19 protein-coding genes are annotated in these 22,141 nt (G+C 59.5%); 13 read left to right on the top strand and 6 right to left on the bottom strand.

Going from position 1 to position 22,141, the window contains the following annotated elements:
• The first annotated feature begins 2 nt into the window (after window positions 1-2).
• The gene (locus KZ772_RS15355) at window positions 3-1,232 is read left to right on the top strand and encodes an alpha/beta hydrolase (RefSeq protein WP_290537381.1); all 1,230 of its coding nucleotides are present in this window, start codon (window positions 3-5) and stop codon (window positions 1,230-1,232) included.
• Window positions 1,233-1,363: 131 nt separating this feature from the next.
• Window positions 1,364-2,511 (top strand): IS3 family transposase gene (locus KZ772_RS15350; protein ID WP_290536301.1). Its coding sequence is split into 2 segments (ribosomal slippage): window positions 1,364-1,601 and window positions 1,601-2,511, totalling 1,149 coding nucleotides; the frame shifts between segments, so codons are not numbered across the junction.
• A gap of 408 nt (window positions 2,512-2,919) precedes the next feature.
• Here KZ772_RS15350 and KZ772_RS15345 read toward each other — a convergent pair.
• The 4 genes from KZ772_RS15345 to KZ772_RS15330 all read right to left on the bottom strand — a co-directional run bounded on the left by KZ772_RS15345 (window position 2,920) and on the right by KZ772_RS15330 (window position 5,336).
• Window positions 2,920-3,546 carry a DUF502 domain-containing protein gene (locus KZ772_RS15345; protein ID WP_290537380.1) on the bottom strand — a complete coding sequence of 209 codons (627 nt, stop codon included), beginning with the start codon at window positions 3,544-3,546 and terminating at the stop codon, window positions 2,920-2,922.
• A gap of 99 nt (window positions 3,547-3,645) precedes the next feature.
• Complete coding sequence (gene bluB / locus KZ772_RS15340) at window positions 3,646-4,398, bottom strand: 5,6-dimethylbenzimidazole synthase (protein ID WP_290537379.1); 753 nt, start codon at window positions 4,396-4,398, stop codon at window positions 3,646-3,648.
• Window positions 4,388-4,909, bottom strand: coding sequence for a transcription elongation factor GreB (gene greB / locus KZ772_RS15335; RefSeq protein WP_290537378.1), 522 nt, complete (start codon window positions 4,907-4,909; stop codon window positions 4,388-4,390). The genes bluB and greB overlap by 11 nt, the downstream gene beginning before the upstream one ends.
• Window positions 4,910-4,913: 4 nt before the next feature.
• Window positions 4,914-5,336: a VOC family protein gene (locus tag KZ772_RS15330; RefSeq protein WP_290537377.1), complete on the bottom strand. Its 423-nt coding sequence runs from the start codon at window positions 5,334-5,336 to the stop codon at window positions 4,914-4,916.
• 93 nt (window positions 5,337-5,429) lie between these two features.
• Between KZ772_RS15330 and hemB the strand changes: the two genes are divergently transcribed.
• The 3 genes from hemB (at window position 5,430) to KZ772_RS15315 (ending at window position 8,344) form a co-directional block, all read left to right on the top strand.
• Complete coding sequence (gene hemB / locus KZ772_RS15325; RefSeq protein WP_290537376.1) at window positions 5,430-6,437, top strand: porphobilinogen synthase; 1,008 nt, start codon at window positions 5,430-5,432, stop codon at window positions 6,435-6,437.
• A gap of 96 nt (window positions 6,438-6,533) precedes the next feature.
• Window positions 6,534-7,811, top strand: a complete 1,278-nt coding sequence (locus KZ772_RS15320; RefSeq protein ID WP_290537375.1) for a TPM domain-containing protein — start codon at window positions 6,534-6,536, stop codon at window positions 7,809-7,811.
• 71 nt (window positions 7,812-7,882) lie between these two features.
• Window positions 7,883-8,344 (top strand): MarR family winged helix-turn-helix transcriptional regulator, encoded by a 462-nt coding sequence (locus KZ772_RS15315; protein WP_290537374.1) that lies wholly within the window; start codon window positions 7,883-7,885, stop codon window positions 8,342-8,344.
• On the opposite strand, the gene KZ772_RS15310 is transcribed toward KZ772_RS15315, so the two are convergent.
• Entirely contained in the window at window positions 8,328-9,176 is an 849-nt protein-coding gene (locus KZ772_RS15310; protein ID WP_290537373.1) for an alpha/beta fold hydrolase, read from the bottom strand. The two genes, KZ772_RS15315 and KZ772_RS15310, sit on opposite strands and share 17 nt — an antisense overlap.
• 245 nt (window positions 9,177-9,421) lie before the next feature.
• Here KZ772_RS15310 and KZ772_RS15305 point away from each other — a divergent pair, with 245 nt between their 5' ends.
• Window positions 9,422-9,550: a hypothetical protein gene (locus tag KZ772_RS15305; RefSeq protein WP_290537372.1), complete on the top strand. Its 129-nt coding sequence runs from the start codon at window positions 9,422-9,424 to the stop codon at window positions 9,548-9,550.
• Between the two features lie 193 nt (window positions 9,551-9,743).
• The gene (ppk1, locus tag KZ772_RS15300) at window positions 9,744-11,828 is read left to right on the top strand and encodes a polyphosphate kinase 1 (protein ID WP_290537371.1); all 2,085 of its coding nucleotides are present in this window, start codon (window positions 9,744-9,746) and stop codon (window positions 11,826-11,828) included.
• Window positions 11,829-12,010: 182 nt separating this feature from the next.
• Here the strand turns inward: ppk1 and ppx are convergent, their stop codons facing one another.
• Window positions 12,011-13,501, bottom strand: coding sequence for an exopolyphosphatase (gene ppx, locus KZ772_RS15295; protein ID WP_290537370.1), 1,491 nt, complete (start codon window positions 13,499-13,501; stop codon window positions 12,011-12,013).
• A gap of 234 nt (window positions 13,502-13,735) precedes the next feature.
• Here ppx and trxA point away from each other — a divergent pair, with 234 nt between their 5' ends.
• From trxA to KZ772_RS15265, 6 genes are all read left to right on the top strand, one after another.
• On the top strand, window positions 13,736-14,062 hold the full coding sequence (trxA, locus tag KZ772_RS15290; RefSeq protein ID WP_062817138.1) for a thioredoxin TrxA: 327 nt from the start codon (window positions 13,736-13,738) through the stop codon (window positions 14,060-14,062).
• A 287-nt stretch (window positions 14,063-14,349) separates the two neighbouring features.
• Window positions 14,350-15,609 (top strand): transcription termination factor Rho, encoded by a 1,260-nt coding sequence (gene rho, locus KZ772_RS15285; protein ID WP_035248298.1) that lies wholly within the window; start codon window positions 14,350-14,352, stop codon window positions 15,607-15,609.
• Window positions 15,610-15,830: 221 nt separating this feature from the next.
• Entirely contained in the window at window positions 15,831-17,303 is a 1,473-nt protein-coding gene (ubiD, locus tag KZ772_RS15280; protein WP_290537369.1) for a 4-hydroxy-3-polyprenylbenzoate decarboxylase, read from the top strand.
• 239 nt (window positions 17,304-17,542) lie between these two features.
• Window positions 17,543-18,910: a D-arabinono-1,4-lactone oxidase gene (locus KZ772_RS15275; RefSeq protein WP_290537368.1), complete on the top strand. Its 1,368-nt coding sequence runs from the start codon at window positions 17,543-17,545 to the stop codon at window positions 18,908-18,910.
• A complete protein-coding gene (locus KZ772_RS15270) occupies window positions 18,907-20,181 on the top strand; it encodes an alanine racemase (protein ID WP_290537367.1) in 1,275 nt (424 codons plus the stop codon). Before KZ772_RS15275 ends, KZ772_RS15270 begins: the two co-directional genes overlap by 4 nt.
• A 174-nt stretch (window positions 20,182-20,355) precedes the next feature.
• Window positions 20,356-22,107: an SDR family oxidoreductase gene (locus KZ772_RS15265; RefSeq protein WP_290537366.1), complete on the top strand. Its 1,752-nt coding sequence runs from the start codon at window positions 20,356-20,358 to the stop codon at window positions 22,105-22,107.
• Window positions 22,108-22,141 lie beyond the last annotated feature (34 nt).

The following is a 22,141-nucleotide window of genomic DNA, read 5'->3' as shown; positions in this document are numbered from 1 at the left end:
TCATGACCGAACTGCCCCGTATTCATCAGGACGATTATTGCGACGAGGACCTGCCGCGGCTTACCCAGCCCTGGTGGCAGACGCTGCCCGCTCATTTTCATTCTCTACCGGATCACTTTCTGGCAGACAACGACACCCGCTGGCGGATCGACTATACCGCCAGCATCGATACCCTGGCGCGGACCGGCCTGGCCAGCATGGCCGGGGCCGCTGCCCTGCCTGCCACACTGAATATCTCGCGGCAAAAGGAAGAACGTGAGCTGGTAGATTTTTATCGGCCCTTTCTCCTGGAGGAGGACCCCAATACGTTCTTTACACGGCCCACACAGACGGCAAACATCGAACGCATTCCGGTGGCTCCCTATCACTTTCAACCGGAGGATGGCGACGCCCATACCCTGCGTTTTCCTTCGCCCTTCGAGCCCAGGAACCCGGCGTTGCGTGACCGTTACCTGAGCCATCGCCGCAACCGCACCGCCTGGGCCCAGCACTGGCGTCACCATGACGAACCACGCCCCACGCTGATCATGATCCACGGCTTTGTCGCCGACCCTTACTGGCTCAATACCCGTTGGCTGGCCTTGCCCTGGTTTTACAAGCAGGGCTTTGATGTCTTGCTCTATACCCTGCCCTTCCATGGACGCCGCAAGGGCCGCTTTGCGCCGTTCAGTGGCGCCCAGTTCTTCAGCCAGGGCATGGCCCTGCTCAATGAAACCTTTGCCCATGCCATCCATGACCTGCGTCTGTTCATGGACTATTTACGTGAACAGGGTACGCCGGCCATGGGCGCTACCGGCATTTCCCTGGGCGGTTATACCACCGGGTTACTGGCTGCTCTGGAAGATGACCTGGCCTTCGCCATTCCCAACGTGCCGTTGGTCAGCATCATCGACCTGATGCAGAGCTGGTTCCCGATCAACCTGCAAGTGGGCTTGCTGAAGAAAGTTTACGGCACCAACCTGCAGGGACTGCGGGAAGTCACCGCCCTGCATTCACCCCTCACCTGGCCCTGCAAGGTCCCCCAGGCCGGGCGCATGATCATCGGCGGTGCCGGCGACCGCTTTGCGCCACCCAAGCACAGCCATCTGCTGCACCAGCACTGGAATCATTGCGATCTGCACTGGTTCCCGGGCAACCATCTGCTGCATCTGGATCAGGGGCTATATCTGAAAGCCATGCGCGATTTCATGAAGGCGGCGCTGGAAGAGAATACAGCGGCGGCGAGAGCCTGAATTTTAGCTTCTAGCTTCTAGCTTCTAGCTTCTAGCTTCTAGCTTCTAGCTTCTAGCTTCTAGCTTCTTGAATCGCCACCAGTTTGCTAGACACCTTTCAGCCATCCAAAATGGCAATCAGAGAGGTATCTATGAGTAGCAAACGCTATCCCGAAGAATTCAAGATTGAGGCGGTTCGCCAGGTGACGGATCGTGGTCACAGTGTGGCCCAAGTGGCTGACCGACTCGGCGTCACCACCCATAGCCTGTACGCCTGGATCAGGAAGTTTGGCCCGGATTCCGAGCAGCATCAGGCCAATGCAGATGACCAAGCCGAGATTCGCCGGCTCCAGAAAGAGCTCAAGCGCGTTACCGAAGAGCGAGACATCCTAAAAAAAGCCGCGGCGTACTTCGCCAGTCAGTCCGATTGAGGTACGCCTTCATTCAGGAGCACAGCGAGCGGTGGCCAATCCGCTCACTGTGTTCTCTGTTGGACGTTCACCCCAGTGGCTTTTACGCCTGGCAGAGACAGCCTCGTTCAGCTCGTGCAATCGAGGACGAGCGCCTGTCCGGGCTGATCAAGCAGTTCTGGCTGGAATCCGGGGCCGTGTATGGCTACCGGAAGGTTCATACCGATCTGCGCGAGTATGGCGAGCGATGCGGGCCCAATCGAGTCCACCGCCTGATGCGCCACGCAGGAATACGAGCGCAGGTGGGGTATCGTAAACCACGCCATAGGGCTGGGGAGCTGCACAAGGTGACACCGAATATCCTTCAGCGCCAGTTCAATCCGCAAGCCCCGAACGAGAGCTGGGTAACGGATATTACCTATATCCGCACACATGAAGGCTGGCTGTATCTGGCGGTTGTTCTAGATCTGTTCTCAAGACGGGTGATCGGTTGGTCAATGCAATCCAGGATAACCAAGGAACTGGCGCTGGATGCGCTGCTGATGGCGGTCTGGCGTCGCAAGCCTGAGGGCAAGGTGGTTGTTCACTCCGACCAAGGAAGCCAATACACCAGCCACGACTGGGACTCGTTTCTGAAGGCGCATGAGCTGGAGGGGAGTATGAGTCGGCGCGGTAACTGCCACGACAATGCTGTTGCTGAGAGCTTCTTCCAGCTGTTGAAGCGGGAGAGAATAAAGCGAAAGATTTACAGCAGTCGGGACGCGGCCCGGGCAGATATTTTTGATTATATCGAGATGTTCTATAACAACCGTCGACGCCATGGTTCTAATGAAAAGCTGTCACCGGTAGAGTATGAAAAGCGTCACCAAGAACGGCAGGGAAGTGTCTAGAGAACTGGTGGCGATTCATCTAGCTTCTAGCTTCTAGCTTCTAGCTTCTAGCTTCTAGCTTCTAGCTTCTAGCTTCTAGCTTCTAGCTTCTAGCTTCTAGCTTCTAGCTTCTAGCTTCTAGCTTCTAGCTTCTAGCTTCTAGCTTTGATCGTCCTGCGGACGATGCCGTGCTTCGCACGGTTCGCGGCTCATACTCGCAGAGCACAGAGAGCGCCGCTCCTACAGCGGCTTCGTAGAAATAACGAAACCTCGGGAACTTTCCTACCCTTCCCTTTCCAATCGAGCGTAGCTCGTAGCTCGTAGCTCGTAGCTCGTAGCTCGTAGCTCGTAGCTCGTAGCTCGTAGCTCGTAGCTCGTAGCTCGTAGCTCGTAGCTCGTAGCTCGTAGCTCGTAGCTCGTAGCTCGTAGCTACGCCCTGTCGGTCTTGAACAGCGCCGCCGTTCCCGCACCGCAGGACACCACGGTTTTCATCATGCTCTCCACGCCGATTTCCGGGTGCAGTTCCACCAGGCTTTCATCCACGTGATAGATAAACCCGCTGGTGGGATTGGGGCCGGTGGGCACGAAGATGGTGACATGACCATCCCCATGGCGGGACGTGACCAGCGCGGTAACCGATACATCCGTATCTCTGCCATACAGCCACACCCGTGCCACCTCACCACGGCTGAACGGGCTGTCGCTGTTGCTGCCCATCAACTGGCCAATCACTTCCTTGACCGTCTTGTACCCCGGCAGGCGGGTCATCACGTTCTCTTCCCACTGGTGCCACAACCAGCTTCCCACCCGGGTCGCCACCAGGGTACCCACCAGAAAGCACAGCACCAGCACCGCCAGCACCGACAACCAGTCGGCCACGAATTTGGGCAGATCGAAGGCGCGGATAAATACCGTGGTAAACGGCGCGATCATTTCCGTCACCGTCTGATAAATCCAGCGGAAGAAAAACACGATGATGGAAATCGGCAGCAGGATAGTCAGGCCACCCAGCAGGGACTTGCGAATAAAAAACCAGATGCGGCGATTGGCGCTCAATTCAGGATTCCTCGTGGTTCCGGATATGATGAACAGAGAGGTAATACGGCTGGTAAGCTTTCGCCCCGGCGTGGCTCAACCGGCGCAGCAATAATCGGTTCACTGCGCGTCCCCCTCAATCTCGCTGCGCAGCCTGTCACCGTCAGCCAGAGGCTGGCCCCAGCCATTGCGGTGAACCAGATCGATCAACGGTAACCGTGATCGCCACCCCTTGGACTGCAATTCCGGCTGCTCCAGAAATTCACTCACATAACCCAGGCACAGGTACGCCAGGGGATACACATGGTCTGGCAGCTGCAGCACCCGGGTCAGCTTCTGTTGATCCAGAATACTCACCCAGCCCACCCCGATGCCTTCGGCTCGCGCGGCCAACCACAAGTTCTGCACCGCCAGGCAGGTACTGAAAAGATCGGTTTCCATGATGCTATTACGTCCCAGCACCTTGGGCCCACCACGAGAGCGATCACAGGTGATACACAGATTCATTGGACTATCGAGAATGCCCTGAAGTTTCAGGTTACGGTAAGTCTCCCCACGCTCACCCTGATAGTTCTGGCCGGCCCGGGCATTCTCAGTTTCGAAGATATCCAGCACCTTCTTCCGTACCCCGACATCATCAATAATCAGAAAATCCCAGGGCTGCATAAAGCCCACCGACGGAGCATGATGGGCCGCACCCAGCAGTCGCCGAAGCACGGGTGCCGGGATCGGATCGGGGAGGAATTGAGAACGCACATCGCGGCGCTCATAAATGGCCCGGTACAGGCCTTCTCGCTGGCCCTCACTGAAATCCTGAGCATCGGCCCGGGTCGGGCGTTTGCTGCTGTCGTAGTCTTTGGGGTTAGCGCTCATTGTCACTGTCTTCGCTTTGATACCAGATCCGGTTGAGGTAGAGACAGCGCTCCCCGGTAGGGGTCTGCACTTCCACCTCGTCATCCACCTGTTTTTTTAGCAAGGCCCGTGCCAGTGGCGCGTCGATACTGATGTAGTGCCGTTTTGCATCGGTTTCGTCCGGCCCCACCAGACGGTAGGTTTCGGTGTCGCCGTCCTCGTTTTCCAGTTCCACCCAGGCACCGAAGAACACCCGGCTCTGGTCTTCCGGCAAGCGATCCACCACGGTCATGTCATCCAGGCGCTTGCTGAGAAAGCGTACTCGCCGATCGATCTCGCGCAGTTGTTTCTTGCCGTAGATGTACTCGGCATTCTCGGAGCGGTCCCCCTGGGCAGCCGCTTCCTGCACCGACTGGGTGATCTCCGGGCGCTTTTCCTTCCACAGGTACTGCAGTTCGTCGTTGAGCTTTTTATAGCCTTCGGCGGTGATGTACTTGGAAGCAGGGGTTCCTTTCGGTCGCCAACGGCCCATGGAGTTACACCTCAAAAATACGATCGATCTCGCGCAACCCCTTGAACTCCAGCGTATTGCCGGTGGGATCCTGCACGAAAAACGTGCCCTGCTCGGCGGGCTGACCCACAAAACGTTCGCGGGGCTTGAGCAGGAAAGGCCAGTCATTGTCGTAAATGCGTTCCACCAGGGTTTCCCAGCGGGCGAAATCCAGCACCACGCCAAAGTGCGGCATGGGCACCGGATGGCCATCTACCTCACTGTAGCCCTGGATCGGTGTCAGATCCTCACCTTTGTGCAGGGAAAGTTGATGGCCGTGCAGGTCGATATCCACCCAATTAGGGGCATCCCGCCCCCGGCGGCCACCCAACACCCGGCAGTAAAAATCTGCCGCATCTTCCAGGTCATTCACCATAAAGGCCAGATGAAAGGCCGGTTGTTTTTCCATCGTCTACGGCTCTTGCTAAACTCACGTCATTCCGCCCGATGCGGGACCTTTCACGAGCGTCGGGCGCCCCATGTTACTAGAGGACTCCACTTCATGTCTGTCACCCGTGCCCCCTGGCCTGCCACCCGTCTTCGCCGCATGCGTCGCGACGATTTCTCCCGCCGGCTGATGCGCGAAAACACCCTGACGGTGGACGACCTGATTTACCCGGTGTTTGTACTGGAAGGCAAAAACCAGACTGAAACGGTGGCCTCCATGCCCGGCGTGGAACGCATGAGCGTGGATCTTCTGGTTAAGGAAGCCGAGGAACTGGCTGCCCTGGGTGTGCCCGCCATGGCTCTGTTTCCGGTGACACCTTCTGATGTAAAAACCCTGGACGGCAAGGAAGCCTGGAACCCGGACGGTCTGGCACAGCGCGCGGTGCGTGCCATCAAGGCCGCGGTACCGGAAATGGGCGTGATCACCGATGGCGCCCTGGACCCGTTCACCACCCACGGTCAGGACGGCATCATTGATGACAGCGGCTATGTGCTCAACGATGAGACCGTGGAAGCGCTGGTCAAACAGGCCCTGTCCCAGGCCGAAGCCGGCGCCGACGTGATCGCCCCGTCGGACATGATGGATGGCCGCATCGGCGCCATCCGCGAGGCACTGGAAGCCAATGGCCATATCCACACCCGCATCATGGCCTACTCCGCCAAGTACGCCAGCGCCTACTACGGGCCGTTTCGCGATGCCGTCGGCTCCGCCGGCAACCTGGGCAAGGCGGACAAGACCACCTACCAGATGGACCCGGCCAACAGCGACGAAGCCCTGCACGAAATCGCCCTGGACCTGGCCGAAGGCGCCGACATGGTGATGGTAAAACCGGGCATGCCCTACCTGGATGTGGTGCGCCGGGTGAAAGACGAGTTCAAGGTACCGGTGTACGCCTACCAGGTGAGCGGCGAATACGCCATGCACATGGCCGCCTTCCAGAACGGCTGGCTGGACCGGGACAAGGTGATGATGGAATCCCTGCTCGCCTTCAAGCGTGCCGGCGCCGATGGCATCCTCACCTACTTCGCCAAGGCGGCGGCACAGAAACTGGCCGCACAGTAGACTGGTAGTGACACGGGTAAGGTGCCAACCCGGTCAAAGCGGCCGCTTGCTCGCCGTTGAACGTTTCCAGACAAACATGACCACAAGGAGAGCACCATGCATGGACGCATTCGTCTGCTCGTTCTCGGCATCCTTCCCGCCCTGCTTCTGCTTGTGGGCTGTGACAACCGGCAATGGCTGAACGATGAGGAAGAGTACCTGGACAAAGCCGCCAGCGAGCAACTGAACACCCAGAACCGCCATCTGCTCGAAGATCACGACATCGACTACCGACTGGTGATCCAGAGCGCTACCGGGGATATCAACCAGCGTGCCCGTCGACTCTTTCAGGACAGCGGCGCAGGGCAGCGTAGTGACGCGGGGCGCGGCCTGCTGTTATTGCTCGACCCGCAGCAGAATGAAGTCCGTCTGGAGGTAGCCACGGCACTGGAAGGGGTTTATACCGACGCCTTCGTCTCCTATCTGGAACGCCAACAGATGGTGCCCTTCTTCCGACATAACCGGGTTGCCGACGGTATTGCGGCCACCACGGAACTGATCATCGAGCGGGCCCGCCAGGCGAAAGCCAACCAGGCGTTTCAGGCGCCGACACAGCCAGCCTTCAGCGCTGGCGGCGGCGCCAGGGTCCCGGCACAAATCGGCGAGGTGGCGCAGAAAGCGTCAGACGAGCACGATAACGTTTCCACTGCGACCACACCGGAACAGGCGCTACAGCATTACCTGGCTGCCATGGCCGCACACAACGACCGGACAGATCTGTCCATTTACACCCACAATACCCGCGACATGCTGGCCGACTGGGTAGTGACACCGGCACAGATGGATAATCTGGCCAACAGCTACCGACAATGCGGCCCGGCACAGACCCTGCTGGGACCCAGCCGCAGCGGCCCGCTGGCGGTCATTCGTTACCCCATTGAGCAACGGCAATGCGCGCCCTGGCTGTTGCGTATCGAGGAACAGCAATGGCGCCTTGACCTGGCGTCCCAGCAGAGCCTGATCCGGTTTGGCCGCAACAACCAATGGCATCTGGAACGCAAGCAGCGTAACCCCTGGTTCTTCGGGTTCATGGACTGGCAATTTGACCGCAACGGTTTCCCGATCAAGACGATCCAGCATCGCTGGGCGCTGTCCGTCACCAGCCGGGGCGACGACACTTTTGTACGCTGGGTGGGTGAAGGCGCTGCCGCCGACAAGCTGGGCCTGCGTTACGGAGACCAGCTACTGAGCTGGAACGACAATACAGTGACCGATCACCGCCAGGTGGCTCAACTGATGGCTTCCAGCGCCCCCGGCGCCAGCGTCAGAATTACCATTCTTCGGGATGGCCAGACTGTGGAGCTCAACGGCCAGGCGCCACCGCAATCCCCCTAGTCCGCACTGGACAACAGGGAACACCGTCGCCCTATAATGCATATACACCAATAAGTTATCGGAGCGCACCGATGGGCCAAGACAACACCGACACCCTGGCTCCCCTGGAAGTGGGCCGCCATTGCGCCGCCCTTCATTCCCGGGTGCTGTCACGTCTGGTCACCCGGCTCTACAACAACAAGCTGGCAGACACCGGCCTGCGCATTACCCAGTTTTCTATCCTCAATGCCATTAAGGCACAACCGCCGGAATCCATTTTCCAGTTATCCGAATGGCTGGGCATGGAGCGCACCTCCCTGCAGCGCACCGTGGACAAACTCATCGAGAAAGGCCTGGTGGAGTCCGCACCCACCGGCAACAAGCGCTCACTGGGACTGTCGCTCACTGCCGATGGCGAGGCCCTCTACCAGCGGGCACTGATACGCTGGCAGGAAGCCCAGGATGCTTTTGAGTCAATGGTGGGAAAAGAGGAGTGGGACAACATCGCCAGCCAGCTTCATCGCTTCAGCTCGCGGGTCAAGCAAGAGCTTTAACCGGGGCCTGCTGAACCTGTGGCGGATTCGCAAACGTCGTAACGGTATCAATCACCGCAGCATCCCTGAGCACTCTACGATGACCCAGCCCTTGCGTCTGATACAGGGTCGCCGTGGGCATGGCCTGCTGCAGACGCAGCGCCTCCGCAAAAGGGATTTCCTTGTCACCGGTGTCATGGATCAGTAATACCGGACCACCTATCTGCCCGCCCAACCGCGCTATATTCAGCGCATCAAAACCGATCCCCACCCGTGCGGCCATCTTCTGCAAAAGCTGAAGCCGGGCCCGCTCCCCCAGATGCAGAAACGCTGCGAAATTATTGACCAGGCCACGAAACTCCGCCGGCCCGGCAATCAGCGCCAGTCGTTCGATACGGCGTTCCTGCGCGGCCACATGGGCCAACGCCCCGGCGCCCATGGAATGCCCCACCGCCACGGACACCGGACCGCCGATATAATCCAGCGCCAGACCGATCGCCGCAATAAAGTCCCCCACGTGAGCTGGCCCGTCCGCCTGCGGACCATGCCCCGGCAGAATCAGGGCGTAGCGGGTGTAACGGCGGGCGTTCAGCGCGTCGATGAAAGGCGACATCTGTGTGGCCCGGCCAGACCAACCATGCACAAACAGAGCCGCCTCATCGCCACCTTGCCAGATTGCCAGTTGAGCCCGCTCACCCAGCGAGACGGTCAGATCTGGCTCTGATCCCCGAAACGACAATGGCCCTCTGGACACCCGAGGCGTGGTTAACAGGTGCAGCGCCGTATCGCTGGCCCTGCCAGGTAACAGCCGACTGTAGCCCGCCATCAGGATTTGAAACACGGATAGCAACATAATCCTTCTCCTTGATGTATATGCACTATAAAGGAAAAAATAAATGGCGGTGCCGCCACTTATTTCATTTGATGTAATTACACTTTATATTGCTTTATCCACCCAGGCAAGCCGGCGCAATATCCACGGAGGCCCCGGGAGCCGGTACGCCAGGCAGCAACAGCCAATGGCTTTTATGAGGGAATGGCTAGAATTTCACCGTTTTCTGCTGACGTTGATAACTGCCTGACCCGAGGAGAACCGTAATGCGTACCCTGATCCTGATCGCCACATTGAGCCTGTCGAGCCTGGTTACGGCTGAAGGCCGCGCCCCTACCGACCAGGAGATGCAGGAACTGGACATCATCCAGCAATCCTGGATATTCCAGGGCTGAGAATTCATAAAGCCGCCTGCGGGCGGCTTTATTATTTCATCTCTACTTCCCGCCTCCCCGACCCTCGCGCTATCCTGCTTAACAGGCTGCTGAAAAGCCCGTTAACACAAAACCATTTTGCACCTGTCATTACCGTGTCACATTAATGTCATGCAATAGGGCCTTTGCAAACGCCCCGGTCAGGACGACGCCAATGAATGACATTGCCAGCGAACACAGCGCCATCGACCTCAATAACCCGGACTACTATTTCAACCGGGAGCTGAGCCTGTTGCAGTTCAACCTGCGCGTGTTGGAACAGGCTATGGATGACAGCCACCCCTTGATGGAAAGGCTGAATTTTCTGCTGATTTTTTCCAGCAACATGGATGAGTTTTTCGAAATCCGTGTGGCCGGCCTGAAGAACAAGCTGGAAACCCACACCGGCCAACCCGGTCCTGACGGCATGTTGGCAGAGGAAGTCCTGAAGGAAATCAGCCGCATTACCCACGAGGCGGTGGACCGCCAGTACCACATTCTCAACAACATTCTGCTTCCAGCCCTGCGCGAGGAAGGCGTGGACTTCCTGCGTCGCGAAGACTGGACCGAAGCACAAATTGAATGGGTAAAAAAATATTTTCGCGAACAGATCTATCCGGTGCTCACCCCCATCGCCCTGGACCCGTCTCACCCCTTCCCACGGCTGGTCAACAAGAGCCTGAACTTTATCGTGTCACTGGACGGCAAGGATGCCTTTGGCCGGTCCACCGGCCTGGCTATTGTGCCCGCTCCCCGTTCCCTGCCCCGACTGATCCGTATTCCTGACGAGATCAGCGAAAGCGGCGACGACAACTTTGTCTTCCTGTCATCCATGATCCATGCCCATGTATCGGATCTTTTCCCGGGCATGAAAGCCACTGGCTGCTACCAGTTCCGAGTCACTCGTAATGCAGACATGGAAGTGGATGAGGATGTGGAAGACCTGGCCAGCGCCCTGAAAGGGCAGCTGCTGTCCCGGCGCTATGGTGACGAGGTGCGCCTGGAAGTGGCGGACAACTGCCCGCGTCACCTGACCGACTATTTGCTGGAGCAGTTCGAGCTTACCGAGATTGATCTGTACGAGGTGAACGGCCCGGTGAACCTGGCGCGCATGTTCACCAGCGTGAACCGCCCACGCCTGCACTATCCGCCTTTCACACCGAAACTGGCGCCGGCGGTCAAAAAAGCAGACACCATTTTTGACGCCATGGATCAGGGCGACATTCTGCTGCACCACCCCTATGAATCCTTCCAGCCTGTGGTCAACTTGCTGGCGGAAGCGGCCCGCGATCCCAAGGTGCTGGCCATCAAGCAGACCCTGTACCGCACCGGCACCAAGTCCGAGATTCTGGATCATCTGGAAACCGCCGCCCGGAACGGCAAGGAAGTCACCGCCATTGTGGAACTGCGTGCCCGCTTCGATGAGGAGTCCAATATCGAAGGGGCCCGGCGCCTGCAGGAAGCTGGCGCCATCGTGGTATACGGTGTGGTGGGCTACAAGACCCACGCCAAGATGCTGCTGGTAGTGCGGCGCGAAGGTGATGGCATCAAGCGCTATGTGCATCTTGGCACCGGCAACTACCACACCAAGACCACCAAGCTGTACACCGACTACGGCCTGATGACCTGCGAGAAAGGCATCTGTCAGGACGTGCACAAGATCTTCCAGGAGCTCACCGGCATGGGCAAGGCAGCGCGACTCAAGCAGCTGAAACATTCGCCCTTTACGCTACACCCATCGCTGATCGAATGGATCGACTTTGAAACGCAGCAGGCCACCGCAGGCAAACCGGCGCGCATTATTGCCAAATTCAATTCACTCACCGAAGAGAAGATCATTCAGGCCTTGTACCGAGCCAGTCAGGCGGGGGTGGAGATTGATCTGATCGTGCGCGGTATCTGCTGCCTGAAGCCGGGTGTGGCCGGGCTGTCCGAGAATATCCGGGTGCGCTCGGTGATTGGCCGCTTCCTGGAACATACCCGCATTTACCACTTCCATCATGGCGGCGAGGACCTGGTTTACTGCTCCAGTGCCGACTGGATGGACCGCAACCTGTTCAACCGGGTGGAAACCTGCTTCCCGGTCAACGACCCGGTGCTCAAGGCGCAGGTGATTGAACAGGGCCTGCATTACTACCTGCGCGATAACAGCCGCGCCTGGCTACTGCAACCCGATGGCAGCTACCTGCGCGCCCAACCCGAGAATGGCGAGCCGGTATTTATCGCTCAACAGACCTTGCTGGAAACCCTGGGCGGATAAGATCCACCAGCGTCATGTGTAGGGTGGGTTAGGCCAAAGGCCGTAACCCACCATGGTGAGGTCGAAGCGTGGCGTGAAAGAGCGGTGGGCTTCGCCTGCGGCTCACCCACCCTACGACACTCCCAAGTTTTGAGGAGTGAACAGAAAAACGGTTTTGCCTTTCGCAACTCGCCTCCCCCGCCTCACCCCAATTTCAGTTCGTACCCGGCGCTGCGGAAATAATCTTGTTCCTGCTCCAGATCGGCCAGCGTCAACGGATGCTCTTCAAGCCAGTGCTCGGGAAAACGCAGGGAGAGGACCTTGTCGTCGGTTTCCAGGACCATCTCGGGAATGACTTCGTCGCAGCGGGCATGGTGCAAGCGGGCAGACAGCCGCAGCACCAGGCACAGTCGCAACAGACCTTGCTGCTCATCATCGGGCAACTCCGACAAGGCAGACAGGGGCAGCTTGCGACGGTGGCCGCGTACCAGCACCGCCACGGCCTGCTGCTCCTGCCGGGAAAACCCGGGCAGGTCGGAGTTGGTTACCAGATAGGCACCATGCTTGTGGAACTGGCTATGGGAAACAGCCAGCCCCACTTCATGCAGCAACGCGCCCCAACGCAGGGTGTCCGCCAGTTCGTCGTCCTCCAGCTGCCAGCTTTTTGCCACCTGATGATACAAACCCATCGCGGTGTCGCAGACGCGCTCCGCCTGGGTCCGCTCCACATGGTGGCGGCTCATCAGCGACTGAATGCTGCGCTCACGGACATCCTCGTGGGCGAAACGTCCCAACAGGTCATACAAGAGCCCTTCGCGCAGGGCGCCACCGGACACTTCCATCTGATCAATGCTTAACTGCTCAAAGATGCCATAGAGAATCGCCAGGCCGGAGGGAAAGATCGCCCTGCGGTCTTCGCGCAGCCCCTTCAGATCCAGCTGCTCCACCTTGCCGGCCTTGATCACCTTCTTGCGGGCCTTTTTCAGGCCCTCCATGGTGATACCGGTCTCTGACCAACCGTTGTCCACACACACCTGGCTGATGGCCTTGATGGTGCCAGACGCGCCCACGGCATGCTTCCAGCCCAGACGGCGATAGTTGGCATGGATGGACAGCACCTCCTGGCGGGAGGCAGTGACGGCGCGGTCGAAGGCCTTTTCGGTGATACTGCCGTCGGCAAAGAAACGCTGGGCAAAACTGACACAACCCATATGCAGGGATTCTGTCTCGGTGGATTCGAAACGCTCGCCGATGATCAGCTCCGTGGAACCGCCACCAATATCCACCACCAGCCGCTGACCGGCATCATCCGCCAGGCTGTGCGCCACTCCCAGATAAATCAGACGGGCCTCTTCGCGGCCGGCCACGATCTCGATGTCGTGACCCAGCACCGCTTCCGCCCGATCAATGAATTCCCGGGCATTGCGGGCCTGGCGCAGGGTATTGGTGCCTACCACCCGTACACTGCCGCGGGGGATACCGGCAATGCGCTGGGCAAACCGGCCCAGGCAGTCCAGCGCCCGTTCCTGGGTAGCCGCATCCAGCCGGTTATCCCGGTCCAGCCCGGCACCCAGCTGCACCTTCTCGGACAAACCGTCCAGAATCTGAACCTCACCGTGGACCTGCCGGGCCACAACCATGTGGAAGCTGTTGGACCCCAGGTCAATGGCCGCCAGATGCTCGCCATGTTCCATATGCACTCCTTTCCTGAAAGGTCATTGCCCTTTTCATGCCCACCCCGGGCAGCCAGAGAATAGATAAACGCCCCCGAATTCTAACGGAATATCATGGCGTTACGGTGTCATAGGCAAACTCTACCGCGATAATTCACTCACTCGCTTGAAATTCGGCACCCACGACCTGATATTATCCATCATCGCAACAGCCCGTTCGTCGGGCCAGCTAACCCCCTATCTCAGGAGAATTCAATGAGCGGCGAGATTATCAATGTGACCGACGCGGACTTCGAAGCCCAGGTCATTAATGCAGACGGCCCGGTGCTGGTAGACTACTGGGCACCCTGGTGCGGCCCCTGCAAAATGGTCGCGCCGATCCTGGAGCAACTGGCCGGCGAGTACGGTGACAAGCTGACCATTGCCAAGATCAACATCGACGACAACCCGGAAACGCCCAAGAAATACGGCGTTCGTGGCATCCCCACCCTGACCGTGTTCAAGAACGGTAACGTGGAAGCCACCAAGGTTGGCGCCCTGTCCAAGAGCCAGCTGACCGCATTTCTGGACAGCACTCTCTAAGACAGACAGCAACATCCTCTAATACCCTCGCCGACCGGCGGGGGTATTACGTTTTATTACCACCAGCAAAGACTAGACAGCCTGTTGTTCGGGTGGTAGATTCCAGAACCAGCTTACAGCAAGCACCCCCTTAGCAAGTCTTTCGGAACCTCTGGTTACCTTTTCCTGATGGCCCCCTTTATAGGCTTGCCGGGCCAGATTCCGAATCAACCAGATTATCAAAACAACCGCCGCACCACCTGTGGTGCACCCTCTCAATTCATTCAAAGACATCAAACTAGACGCCAATGAATCTTTCTGAACTGAAGCAGAAGCCGATTGGAGAACTTCTGGACATTGCCAAGGAACTCGGCCTCGAGAACCTGGCAAGAACCCGCAAACAGGACGTAATCTTTTCCATCCTCAAACGCGCCGCCAAGAACGGCTCCGATATCTACGGAGACGGGGTGCTGGAGATCCTGCAGGATGGTTTCGGCTTCCTTCGTTCCGCAGAGGGCTCCTACCTGGCCGGACCGGACGACATTTACGTTTCTCCCAGCCAGATCCGACGTTTCAACCTGCGCACCGGCGACACCATTTCCGGCAAGATCCGACCGCCCAAGGATGGCGAACGCTATTTCGCCATGCTCAAGGTCAACGAGATCAACTTTGACCGGCCGGAAAACGCCAAGAACAAGATTCTGTTCGAAAACCTGACGCCGCTGTTCCCCACGGAACGCTTCGTCATGGAAGCAGGCAATGGCTCCACCGAAGACATCACCAGTCGGGTAATCGACCTGGTGGCGCCGATCGGCAAGGGACAGCGCGGCCTGATCGTGGCACCGCCGAAAGCCGGCAAGACCATGCTGCTGCAAACCGTGGCCCAGTCCATTGCCCGCAACAATCCCGAATCGCACATGATTGTGCTGCTGATTGACGAGCGCCCGGAAGAAGTGACCGAGATGTCCCGCACCGTGCGCGGTGAAGTAGTGGCATCCACCTTCGACGAGCCCCCCGCACGTCACGTGCAGGTGGCCGAAATGGTGATCGAGAAAGCCAAGCGTCTGGTAGAGCACAAACAGGACGTGGTAATCCTGCTCGACTCCATCACCCGTCTGGCACGGGCCTATAACACCGTACAGCCCAGCTCCGGCAAGGTGCTCACCGGTGGTGTGGACGCCCATGCCCTGGAAAAACCCAAGCGCTTCTTCGGTGCCGCACGAAATATCGAGGAAGGCGGCAGCCTGACCATCCTCGCCACCGCGCTGGTAGACACTGGGTCCAAAATGGACGAGGTGATCTACGAAGAATTCAAGGGCACCGGCAACATGGAACTGCACCTGGATCGCAAGGTGGCAGAGAAGCGCGTGTTCCCGGCCATGAACATTCGCAAGTCCGGCACCCGCCGCGAAGAGCGTCTGGTCAGCGAAGATGAGCTGCAGAAGATGTGGATCCTGCGCAAGGTCCTCCATCCCATGGACGAAATCGGCGCCATGGAATTCCTCATCGACCGCATGAAGCATACCAAGACCAACCTGGAATTCTTCGAATCCATGAAGCGCAAATAAGAGACGCTTCCCGCAACACACAAAACCCCGCGTAAGCGGGGTTTTGTTTTTTGTAGGAACAAGCCCGCAGTCACAGCAGGAGCTCAGCGTAGCGAACAACACCTCTTTAGGTGCTCCTACTGGGACTTCGTAGAACTCGCCTACCTCTGACTCGCCGCTCACCCCCAGCCTGCTATACTCGCGACACAACCTTTCTGGTTATCCAAACAACAAGGAACGCCATGAAATACCGCGACCTGCGTGACTTCCTGCAACAGCTCGAACAACTTGGCGAGCTCAAGCGCATCACCGCACCGGTGAACCCGAATCTGGAAATGACCGAGATCTGCGACCGCACCCTGCGTGCCGGCGGCCCGGCCCTGCTGTTTGAAAACCCGGTGGGCTTCGGCACCCCGGTGCTGGGCAACCTGTTCGGCACGGAACGGCGGGTGGCGCTGGGTATGGGCCGCGAGTCCGTGGAGGAGCTGCGTGAACTGGGTGAGCTGCTGGCATTCCTGAAGGAACCGGAACCGCCCAAGGGCATGCGCGATGCCTGGGAAAAACTGCCGGTGTTCCGCAAGGTGTTGAGCATGAGCCCCAAGCTACGCGGCTCCGGCCCCTGCCAGGAAAAGGTATTGGAAGGCGACGCTGTAGACCTCTACCAGCTACCGATCCAGACCTGCTGGCCCGGCGATGCTGGCCCGCTGGTCACCTGGCCGCTAGTGATCACCCGCGGCCCTAACAAGGAACGCCAGAACCTGGGCATCTATCGCCAACAGTTGATCGGTCGCAACAAGCTGATCATGCGCTGGCTCAGCCATCGCGGTGGCGCCCTGGATTTTCAGGAATGGCAGCAGCAACATCCCGGCGAGCCCTTCCCGGTGGCGGTGGCTCTCGGCGCCGATCCGGCCACGATCCTCGGCGCGGTCACCCCGGTACCGGACACCCTCAGCGAATATGCCTTTGCCGGCCTGCTGCGCGGCTCGAAAACCGAGCTAGTGGAATGCATCGGTAACGACCTGCAGGTGCCCGCCAGTGCCGAGTTCGTGCTGGAAGGCCATATTTACCCGGACGAGATGGCCGAGGAAGGCCCGTTCGGCGATCACACCGGCTATTACAATGAAGTGGAACGCTTCCCGGTATTCACCGTGGAGCGCATCACCCATCGCCGTGACCCGATCTATCACAGCACCTACACCGGTCGCCCACCGGATGAACCCGCCGTGCTGGGCGTGGCCATGAACGAGATCTTCGTGCCGATCCTGAAAAAGCAGTTTCCGGAAATCGTCGACTTCTACCTGCCCCCGGAAGGCTGCTCCTACCGCATGGCGGTGGTGACCATGAAGAAACAGTACCCGGGCCACGCCAAGCGGGTAATGATGGGGGTGTGGTCCTTCCTGCGCCAGTTCATGTACACCAAGTTCGTAATCGTTTGCGACGACGACGTGAACGCCCGCGACTGGAAGGACGTGATCTGGGCCATGACCACCCGCATGGACCCGGCCCGGGATACCCTGCTGGTGGAAAACACTCCCATCGACTATCTCGACTTCGCCTCTCCGGTATCGGGCCTGGGCTCCAAAATGGGCATGGACGCCACCAGCAAATGGCCCGGCGAAACCGACCGGGAGTGGGGCCGCGCCATCAGCATGAGCCCGGCGGTGAAGCAGCGGGTGGATGAGATGTGGGAAAGCCTGGGGATCAGTGAACAGTGAACAGTGAACAGTGAACAGTGAACAGTGAACAGTGAACAGTGAACAGTGAAGGCTGCCCGGCCCGCATACCTTGTCAAGATTTGTTGCGCGTTTAAACCTGCGAGGCCGCGTCCAAAACCTGAGCGCGGCGACTGATCCGGCAGAACCGTCTCACGCCGCCCGCGCAACTGTTAACTATTCACTATTAACTATTCACTGCCTTTCTTGTACGATGGTGCCAAACAACAAAAGGACGCACCATGGCCTTGTTGGATTCCATTGACCGACGCCATTTTCTGAAAGCTTTGGCCAGTACCGGGGCCACCGGAGCGCTGGCACCCCAGGCCCTGATGGCCGAGACGGATAAAGCACCAGCCTGGCAGAACTGGTCCGGCAACCAGAGCGCCAATCCGGCCAATCTGGTCTTTCCTGCCAGCGAGGAACAGCTGCGCCAGACCCTGCGTGACAGCACCGGCACCATTCGCCCCTTTGGTGGCAGCCATTCATTCAGTGCCGTGGTACCCAGTGATGACACCCTGCTTTCCCTGGAAGCCCTGGCCGGCCTGCGCGGCCAGGACGGCAATGTCCTCACCTACGGTGGCGGCACCCGGCTGGCCATGGCCAGCGCCCAGGCCGACAGCATGGGTTACAGCTTCAGCAACGAACCGGACATCAACCTGCAGTCCCTGGCCGGCGCCATTGCCACCAGCACCCATGGCACCGGCAGCAATCTGCAGAGCCTGTCCGGCCAGGTAGAAAGCCTGCGCCTGATCCTCCCCGACGGCGAGGCTCTGAACCTGACCCGGGACGACGGCGATACCTTTCTAGCCGCCCGCTGCAGTGTCGGCGCCCTGGGCGTGGTCAGCGAGGTCGGTTTTCGACACGAACCCGCCTACCGTCTTAAGGAACGCACCTGGACCCTGCCCCTGCAGGAGGCCATGGATTTCGTGGAGCGGGAAAAAGACAACGTCCGCCATATCGAATTCTTTGCCTTCCCGCTGGGCGAGCAGGCCATCGTCAAGACCATGGAAATCACTGACGACCCCGACGACAGCAGCGAACGGGAAGACAGCAATGATCTGTTGGAGCTGGTTTGCAAGCTGGCCATGCGCGCCGGCTGGCTGACCCCGAACCTGCAGAAACTGGTCACCCTGTTCGTGGAAGACAACACCTATGTCGGCCCTGCCCACAAGGTGTTCGCCAACCGTCGCACGGTCCGTTTCAATGAAATGGAATACACGGTGCCGTCAGAAGATGGCATCGCCTGCCTGCAGGAAGTCTGCGAGACCATTCGCAAGCAGGATATCAATGTGTTCTTCCCCATCGAGTTCCGCTACGTGGCCGCCGATGACAGCCTGTTGTCTATGTACCACGAGCGCCCCGGAGCCAGCCTGTCCATCCACCAGTATTTCGCACAGGACTATCAACCCCTGTTCACGGCGGTCGAGCCAATCCTTCGCCGCTACGCCGGTCGCCCGCACTGGGGCAAGTTGCATACCCTGGGCCAGCGAGAACTGCGTGAGTTGTATCCCGCCTTTGATCGCTTTCAGACCGTGCGCCGGGAGCTGGACCCACAGGGTCGGATGCTGAACCAACATCTGACAACCCTGTTTGGAGAAACCGGATGAAGCGCCGTGGATTTCTGGTCGGGCTGGGGGCCCTGGCCGCAGGCGGCTGGCTGCTGCGCCCGGGTAATCAGGGTACACCGCATACACCCTACTTCCAGGCCATCAACGACCACCTGCGTAACGCAGGCCCCGGCCGGCCGCTGATGCTGGTGGACCAGCAACGGCTGGTGCGTAATTGCCACACCCTGAAAGCCATGCTGCCGTCCCGCTGCGCGTTGCGCATCGTGGCCAAATCCCTGCCCAGTGTGCCGATGATACAAACGGTGATGCGCGAGACTGGCAGCGACCGGGTGATGGTATTCCACCAGCCTTTCATGAATGCGTTGGCCGACGCAGAACCCGGCGTGGACATGCTGCTGGGCAAGCCCATGCCAGTACAGGCCGCCCGGCAGTTCTACAACGAGCTGGCCGGCGACTTCGATGCGGACCTGCAGCTCCAGTGGCTGATCGACTCCCAGCAACGGCTACAGCAATACCTGCAGCTGGCCAAGACCCTGGACCGGCGCCTGAACATCAATATCGAACTGGACGTAGGTCTGCACCGGGGCGGCCTCGGCGACCCGGGCCAGCTCGATGCAATGATCAGCCTGATTCAGGCCCACCCGGCCCATCTGCGCTTCAGTGGTTTCATGGGCTACGACGCCCACGTGGGCAAGCTACCCGGCTTCATTCAAAGCGCCGAAGAAGGCCACCGGGAAACCGAAGCCATCTATCAGCGCTTTATCGAACGCCTCTACCAGTTGGCACCGGCCTACCGGAATGAAAACCTGTGTTTCAACGGCGGCGGCAGCCCCACCATCGGCCTCTACGACGACAGCACCGTGGTCAACGAACTGGCCGCCGGTTCCTGCCTGGTCAAGGCCAGCGACTTCGACCTGCCCTTACTGGCGGATTTCAAACCCGCCGTGTTTATCGCCGCGCCGGTGCTCAAGCAATGGGACGGTCTGAACCTGCCAGGACCGCTACCGCTGGGGGAGCTGTGGCAACGCTGGGACCCGAATCGCCGCCAGACCTATTTCATCTACGGCGGTTACTGGAAGGCCACGCCGATTTCCCCGGCGGGCATTCGCGAGAATGGCGTTTACGGTCACAGCACCAACCAGATGATGTTCAACGGCAGCCCGGATACCGCCCTGCAGGTAGACGACCAGCTGTTCCTGCGTCCTACCCAAAGCGAATTCGTACTCCTGCAGTTCGGCGACCTGGCCGTGTGGCAAGACGGTGCCATCCAGGACTGGTGGCCACCGCTGACCCAGGGCCAAGGCGCCTGACACGCCCCGCAACTCCTCTTCCCTTCGTTTCCTCTTCCGCTAGACCTTCGGCGCCGAGTTCCCGGCCCCAATAGTCACTGCCTGCCCGTTGACCGTTACATTGAGCACTGATACATTCATCTAAACTTGACGTTGTCCAGATTCATCATGGCCATTGCCCGGCAGGAGCACTTCATGACAACCACAACAACAGTGGCAAGCCAGGGTATAAACCTGCAGGTCTATACCTTCGGAGAGAGCAGCAAGCCCCCCGTGGTACTGGTTCACGGTTACCCGGATAACCACAGTGTTTGGAAGCCCGTGGCCGAGCGGCTGGCCAGGAAATATTTCGTGATCAGTTACGACGTGCGCGGCGCCGGCGCCTCCGACGCGCCCCGCAAACAGGCGGATTACCGCATGGATCTGCTGTCGGCAGACCTGAAGGCCGTCGTCGACGCCACCCTTCCCGGGCGGGATTTTCATCTGGTGGGCCATGATTGGGGCTCTATTCAGAGCTGGGAATCGGTCACCGCCGAGGGGCCGCTCAAGGCCCGCATCAAATCCTACACCACCATCTCCGGCCCCTGCCTGGATCATATGGGCCACTGGCTGCGTCGGCGCACGCTGAATCTGTCTCCCTCCGCCAAGGCCAAGGTGTTCAAACAGGCGCTCAGCTCCTGGTATATCGGTTTCTTTCACCTGCCGGTACTGGCTCCAAGTGCCTGGCAGGGAGGCCTGGACAAGCTCTGGCCCCGCTACCTGAAACACCGCGAGAACGTGCAGGAGACGGACGCCAATCCCACCCAGGGCAAGGATGGCAAACACGGTGTGCAGCTGTATCGCGCCAACTTCCGCAACAAGCTGATCAACCCGCAAGACCGCCACGCGGCCTGTCCGGTCCAGCTGATCGTGCCCACCCGTGACAACTACGTGGGGCCCCAGCTGTTTGAGGAACTGCACGAGTGGGTGGACGAGCTGTACCGCCGGGATATCAACGCCAACCACTGGGTACCGCTGAGCCATCCGGACACCATCGCTAGCTGGATTGGCGATTTCGTGGCCGGCGTGGAAAGCGGCAAGATGCCGGGCGCCCTGCAGCATGCCCGCGTTCGTCCGGAAAGACAGGGCCTGCCCCTGTATGGCAAGACGGCGGTTATCACCGGTGCCGGTTCCGGCATTGGCCGGGCCACCGCCCTGCGCTTTGCCGCAGAAGGCGCCGATCTGGTGTGCGTGGATATCAATGAAGACAGTGCCGACGCCACCGCCGAACAGGCCCGGCAACGGGGTGCCAATGCCTGGCCCCGCAAGGTGGATGTGGGCTCGGCCCAGGCCATGCAGCGGCTGGCCAACTGGGTGGAGAAAGAACTGGGTGGTGCGGACATTGTGGTCAACAACGCCGGCATCGGCATGGCCGGCGGTATGCTGGAAACGTCCACAAAGGACTGGGACCGCCTGCTCAAGGTCAACCTGTGGGGCGTGATCCATGGCTCGCGGTTGTTTGCCCGGCAAATGATTGACGGCCACCGCAAGGGGCACATCGTCAACGTGGCCTCCGCCGCCGCCTTCGCCCCCAACCGCAAGCTGACCGCCTACTCCACCAGCAAGGCCGCAGTGCACATGCTCAGCGAATGCCTGCGCGCGGAGCTGGCCGAACACCATATCGGCGTCAGCTCCATTTGCCCCGGCTTTGTGGCCACCGGCATTGCCAACAGCACCGTCTACGCCGGACTCAGCGACGAGCAACAGGCCGAAAAACGCGCCAAAGCCGACGCCTTGTACAAGCGCCGCAATTTTTCCCCGGACCAGGTAGCCGCCGCCATTTTCGATGCGGTGCAAAGCAACCCAGCCCTGTCCCTGGTGGGAGCCAAAGCCTGGACGACCCGACTACTCAGCCGCTTTGCCCCGGTACTGTCCCGGCAGGTAGCGCGTCTGGATATTACCGCCTGATTTGATGACGTGTGACCTTAACAACGGGAGAACA

The sequence above is a fragment of the Alcanivorax sp. genome, from assembly GCF_019431375.1.
GTDB classification, from domain to species: domain Bacteria; phylum Pseudomonadota; class Gammaproteobacteria; order Pseudomonadales; family Alcanivoracaceae; genus Alcanivorax; species Alcanivorax jadensis_A.
Note: the sequence above shows the minus strand (reverse complement) of the source record. Positions and strands in the feature narration are given on the sequence as shown.

Bases quoted from the DNA above. Each gene is read 5' to 3' on its own strand.
- KZ772_RS15315 (WP_290537374.1), top strand. From the start codon at position 7,883: ATGGGCCAAGACAACACCGACACCCTGGCTCCCCTGGAAGTGGGCCGC.
- KZ772_RS15330 (WP_290537377.1), bottom strand. From the start codon at position 5,336: ATGGAAAAACAACCGGCCTTTCATCTGGCCTTTATGGTGAATGACCTG.
- rho (WP_035248298.1), top strand. From the start codon at position 14,350: ATGAATCTTTCTGAACTGAAGCAGAAGCCGATTGGAGAACTTCTGGAC.
- KZ772_RS15275 (WP_290537368.1), top strand. From the start codon at position 17,543: ATGGCCTTGTTGGATTCCATTGACCGACGCCATTTTCTGAAAGCTTTG.
- KZ772_RS15305 (WP_290537372.1), top strand. From the start codon at position 9,422: ATGCGTACCCTGATCCTGATCGCCACATTGAGCCTGTCGAGCCTGGTT.
- greB (WP_290537378.1), bottom strand. From the start codon at position 4,909: ATGGGCCGTTGGCGACCGAAAGGAACCCCTGCTTCCAAGTACATCACC.
- KZ772_RS15310 (WP_290537373.1), bottom strand. From the start codon at position 9,176: ATGTTGCTATCCGTGTTTCAAATCCTGATGGCGGGCTACAGTCGGCTG.
- hemB (WP_290537376.1), top strand. From the start codon at position 5,430: ATGTCTGTCACCCGTGCCCCCTGGCCTGCCACCCGTCTTCGCCGCATG.
- trxA (WP_062817138.1), top strand. From the start codon at position 13,736: ATGAGCGGCGAGATTATCAATGTGACCGACGCGGACTTCGAAGCCCAG.
- ppx (WP_290537370.1), bottom strand. From the start codon at position 13,501: ATGGAACATGGCGAGCATCTGGCGGCCATTGACCTGGGGTCCAACAGC.
- ubiD (WP_290537369.1), top strand. From the start codon at position 15,831: ATGAAATACCGCGACCTGCGTGACTTCCTGCAACAGCTCGAACAACTT.
- bluB (WP_290537379.1), bottom strand. From the start codon at position 4,398: ATGAGCGCTAACCCCAAAGACTACGACAGCAGCAAACGCCCGACCCGG.
- KZ772_RS15355 (WP_290537381.1), top strand. From the start codon at position 3: ATGACCGAACTGCCCCGTATTCATCAGGACGATTATTGCGACGAGGAC.
- KZ772_RS15320 (WP_290537375.1), top strand. From the start codon at position 6,534: ATGCATGGACGCATTCGTCTGCTCGTTCTCGGCATCCTTCCCGCCCTG.
- KZ772_RS15270 (WP_290537367.1), top strand. From the start codon at position 18,907: ATGAAGCGCCGTGGATTTCTGGTCGGGCTGGGGGCCCTGGCCGCAGGC.
- KZ772_RS15265 (WP_290537366.1), top strand. From the start codon at position 20,356: ATGACAACCACAACAACAGTGGCAAGCCAGGGTATAAACCTGCAGGTC.
- ppk1 (WP_290537371.1), top strand. From the start codon at position 9,744: ATGAATGACATTGCCAGCGAACACAGCGCCATCGACCTCAATAACCCG.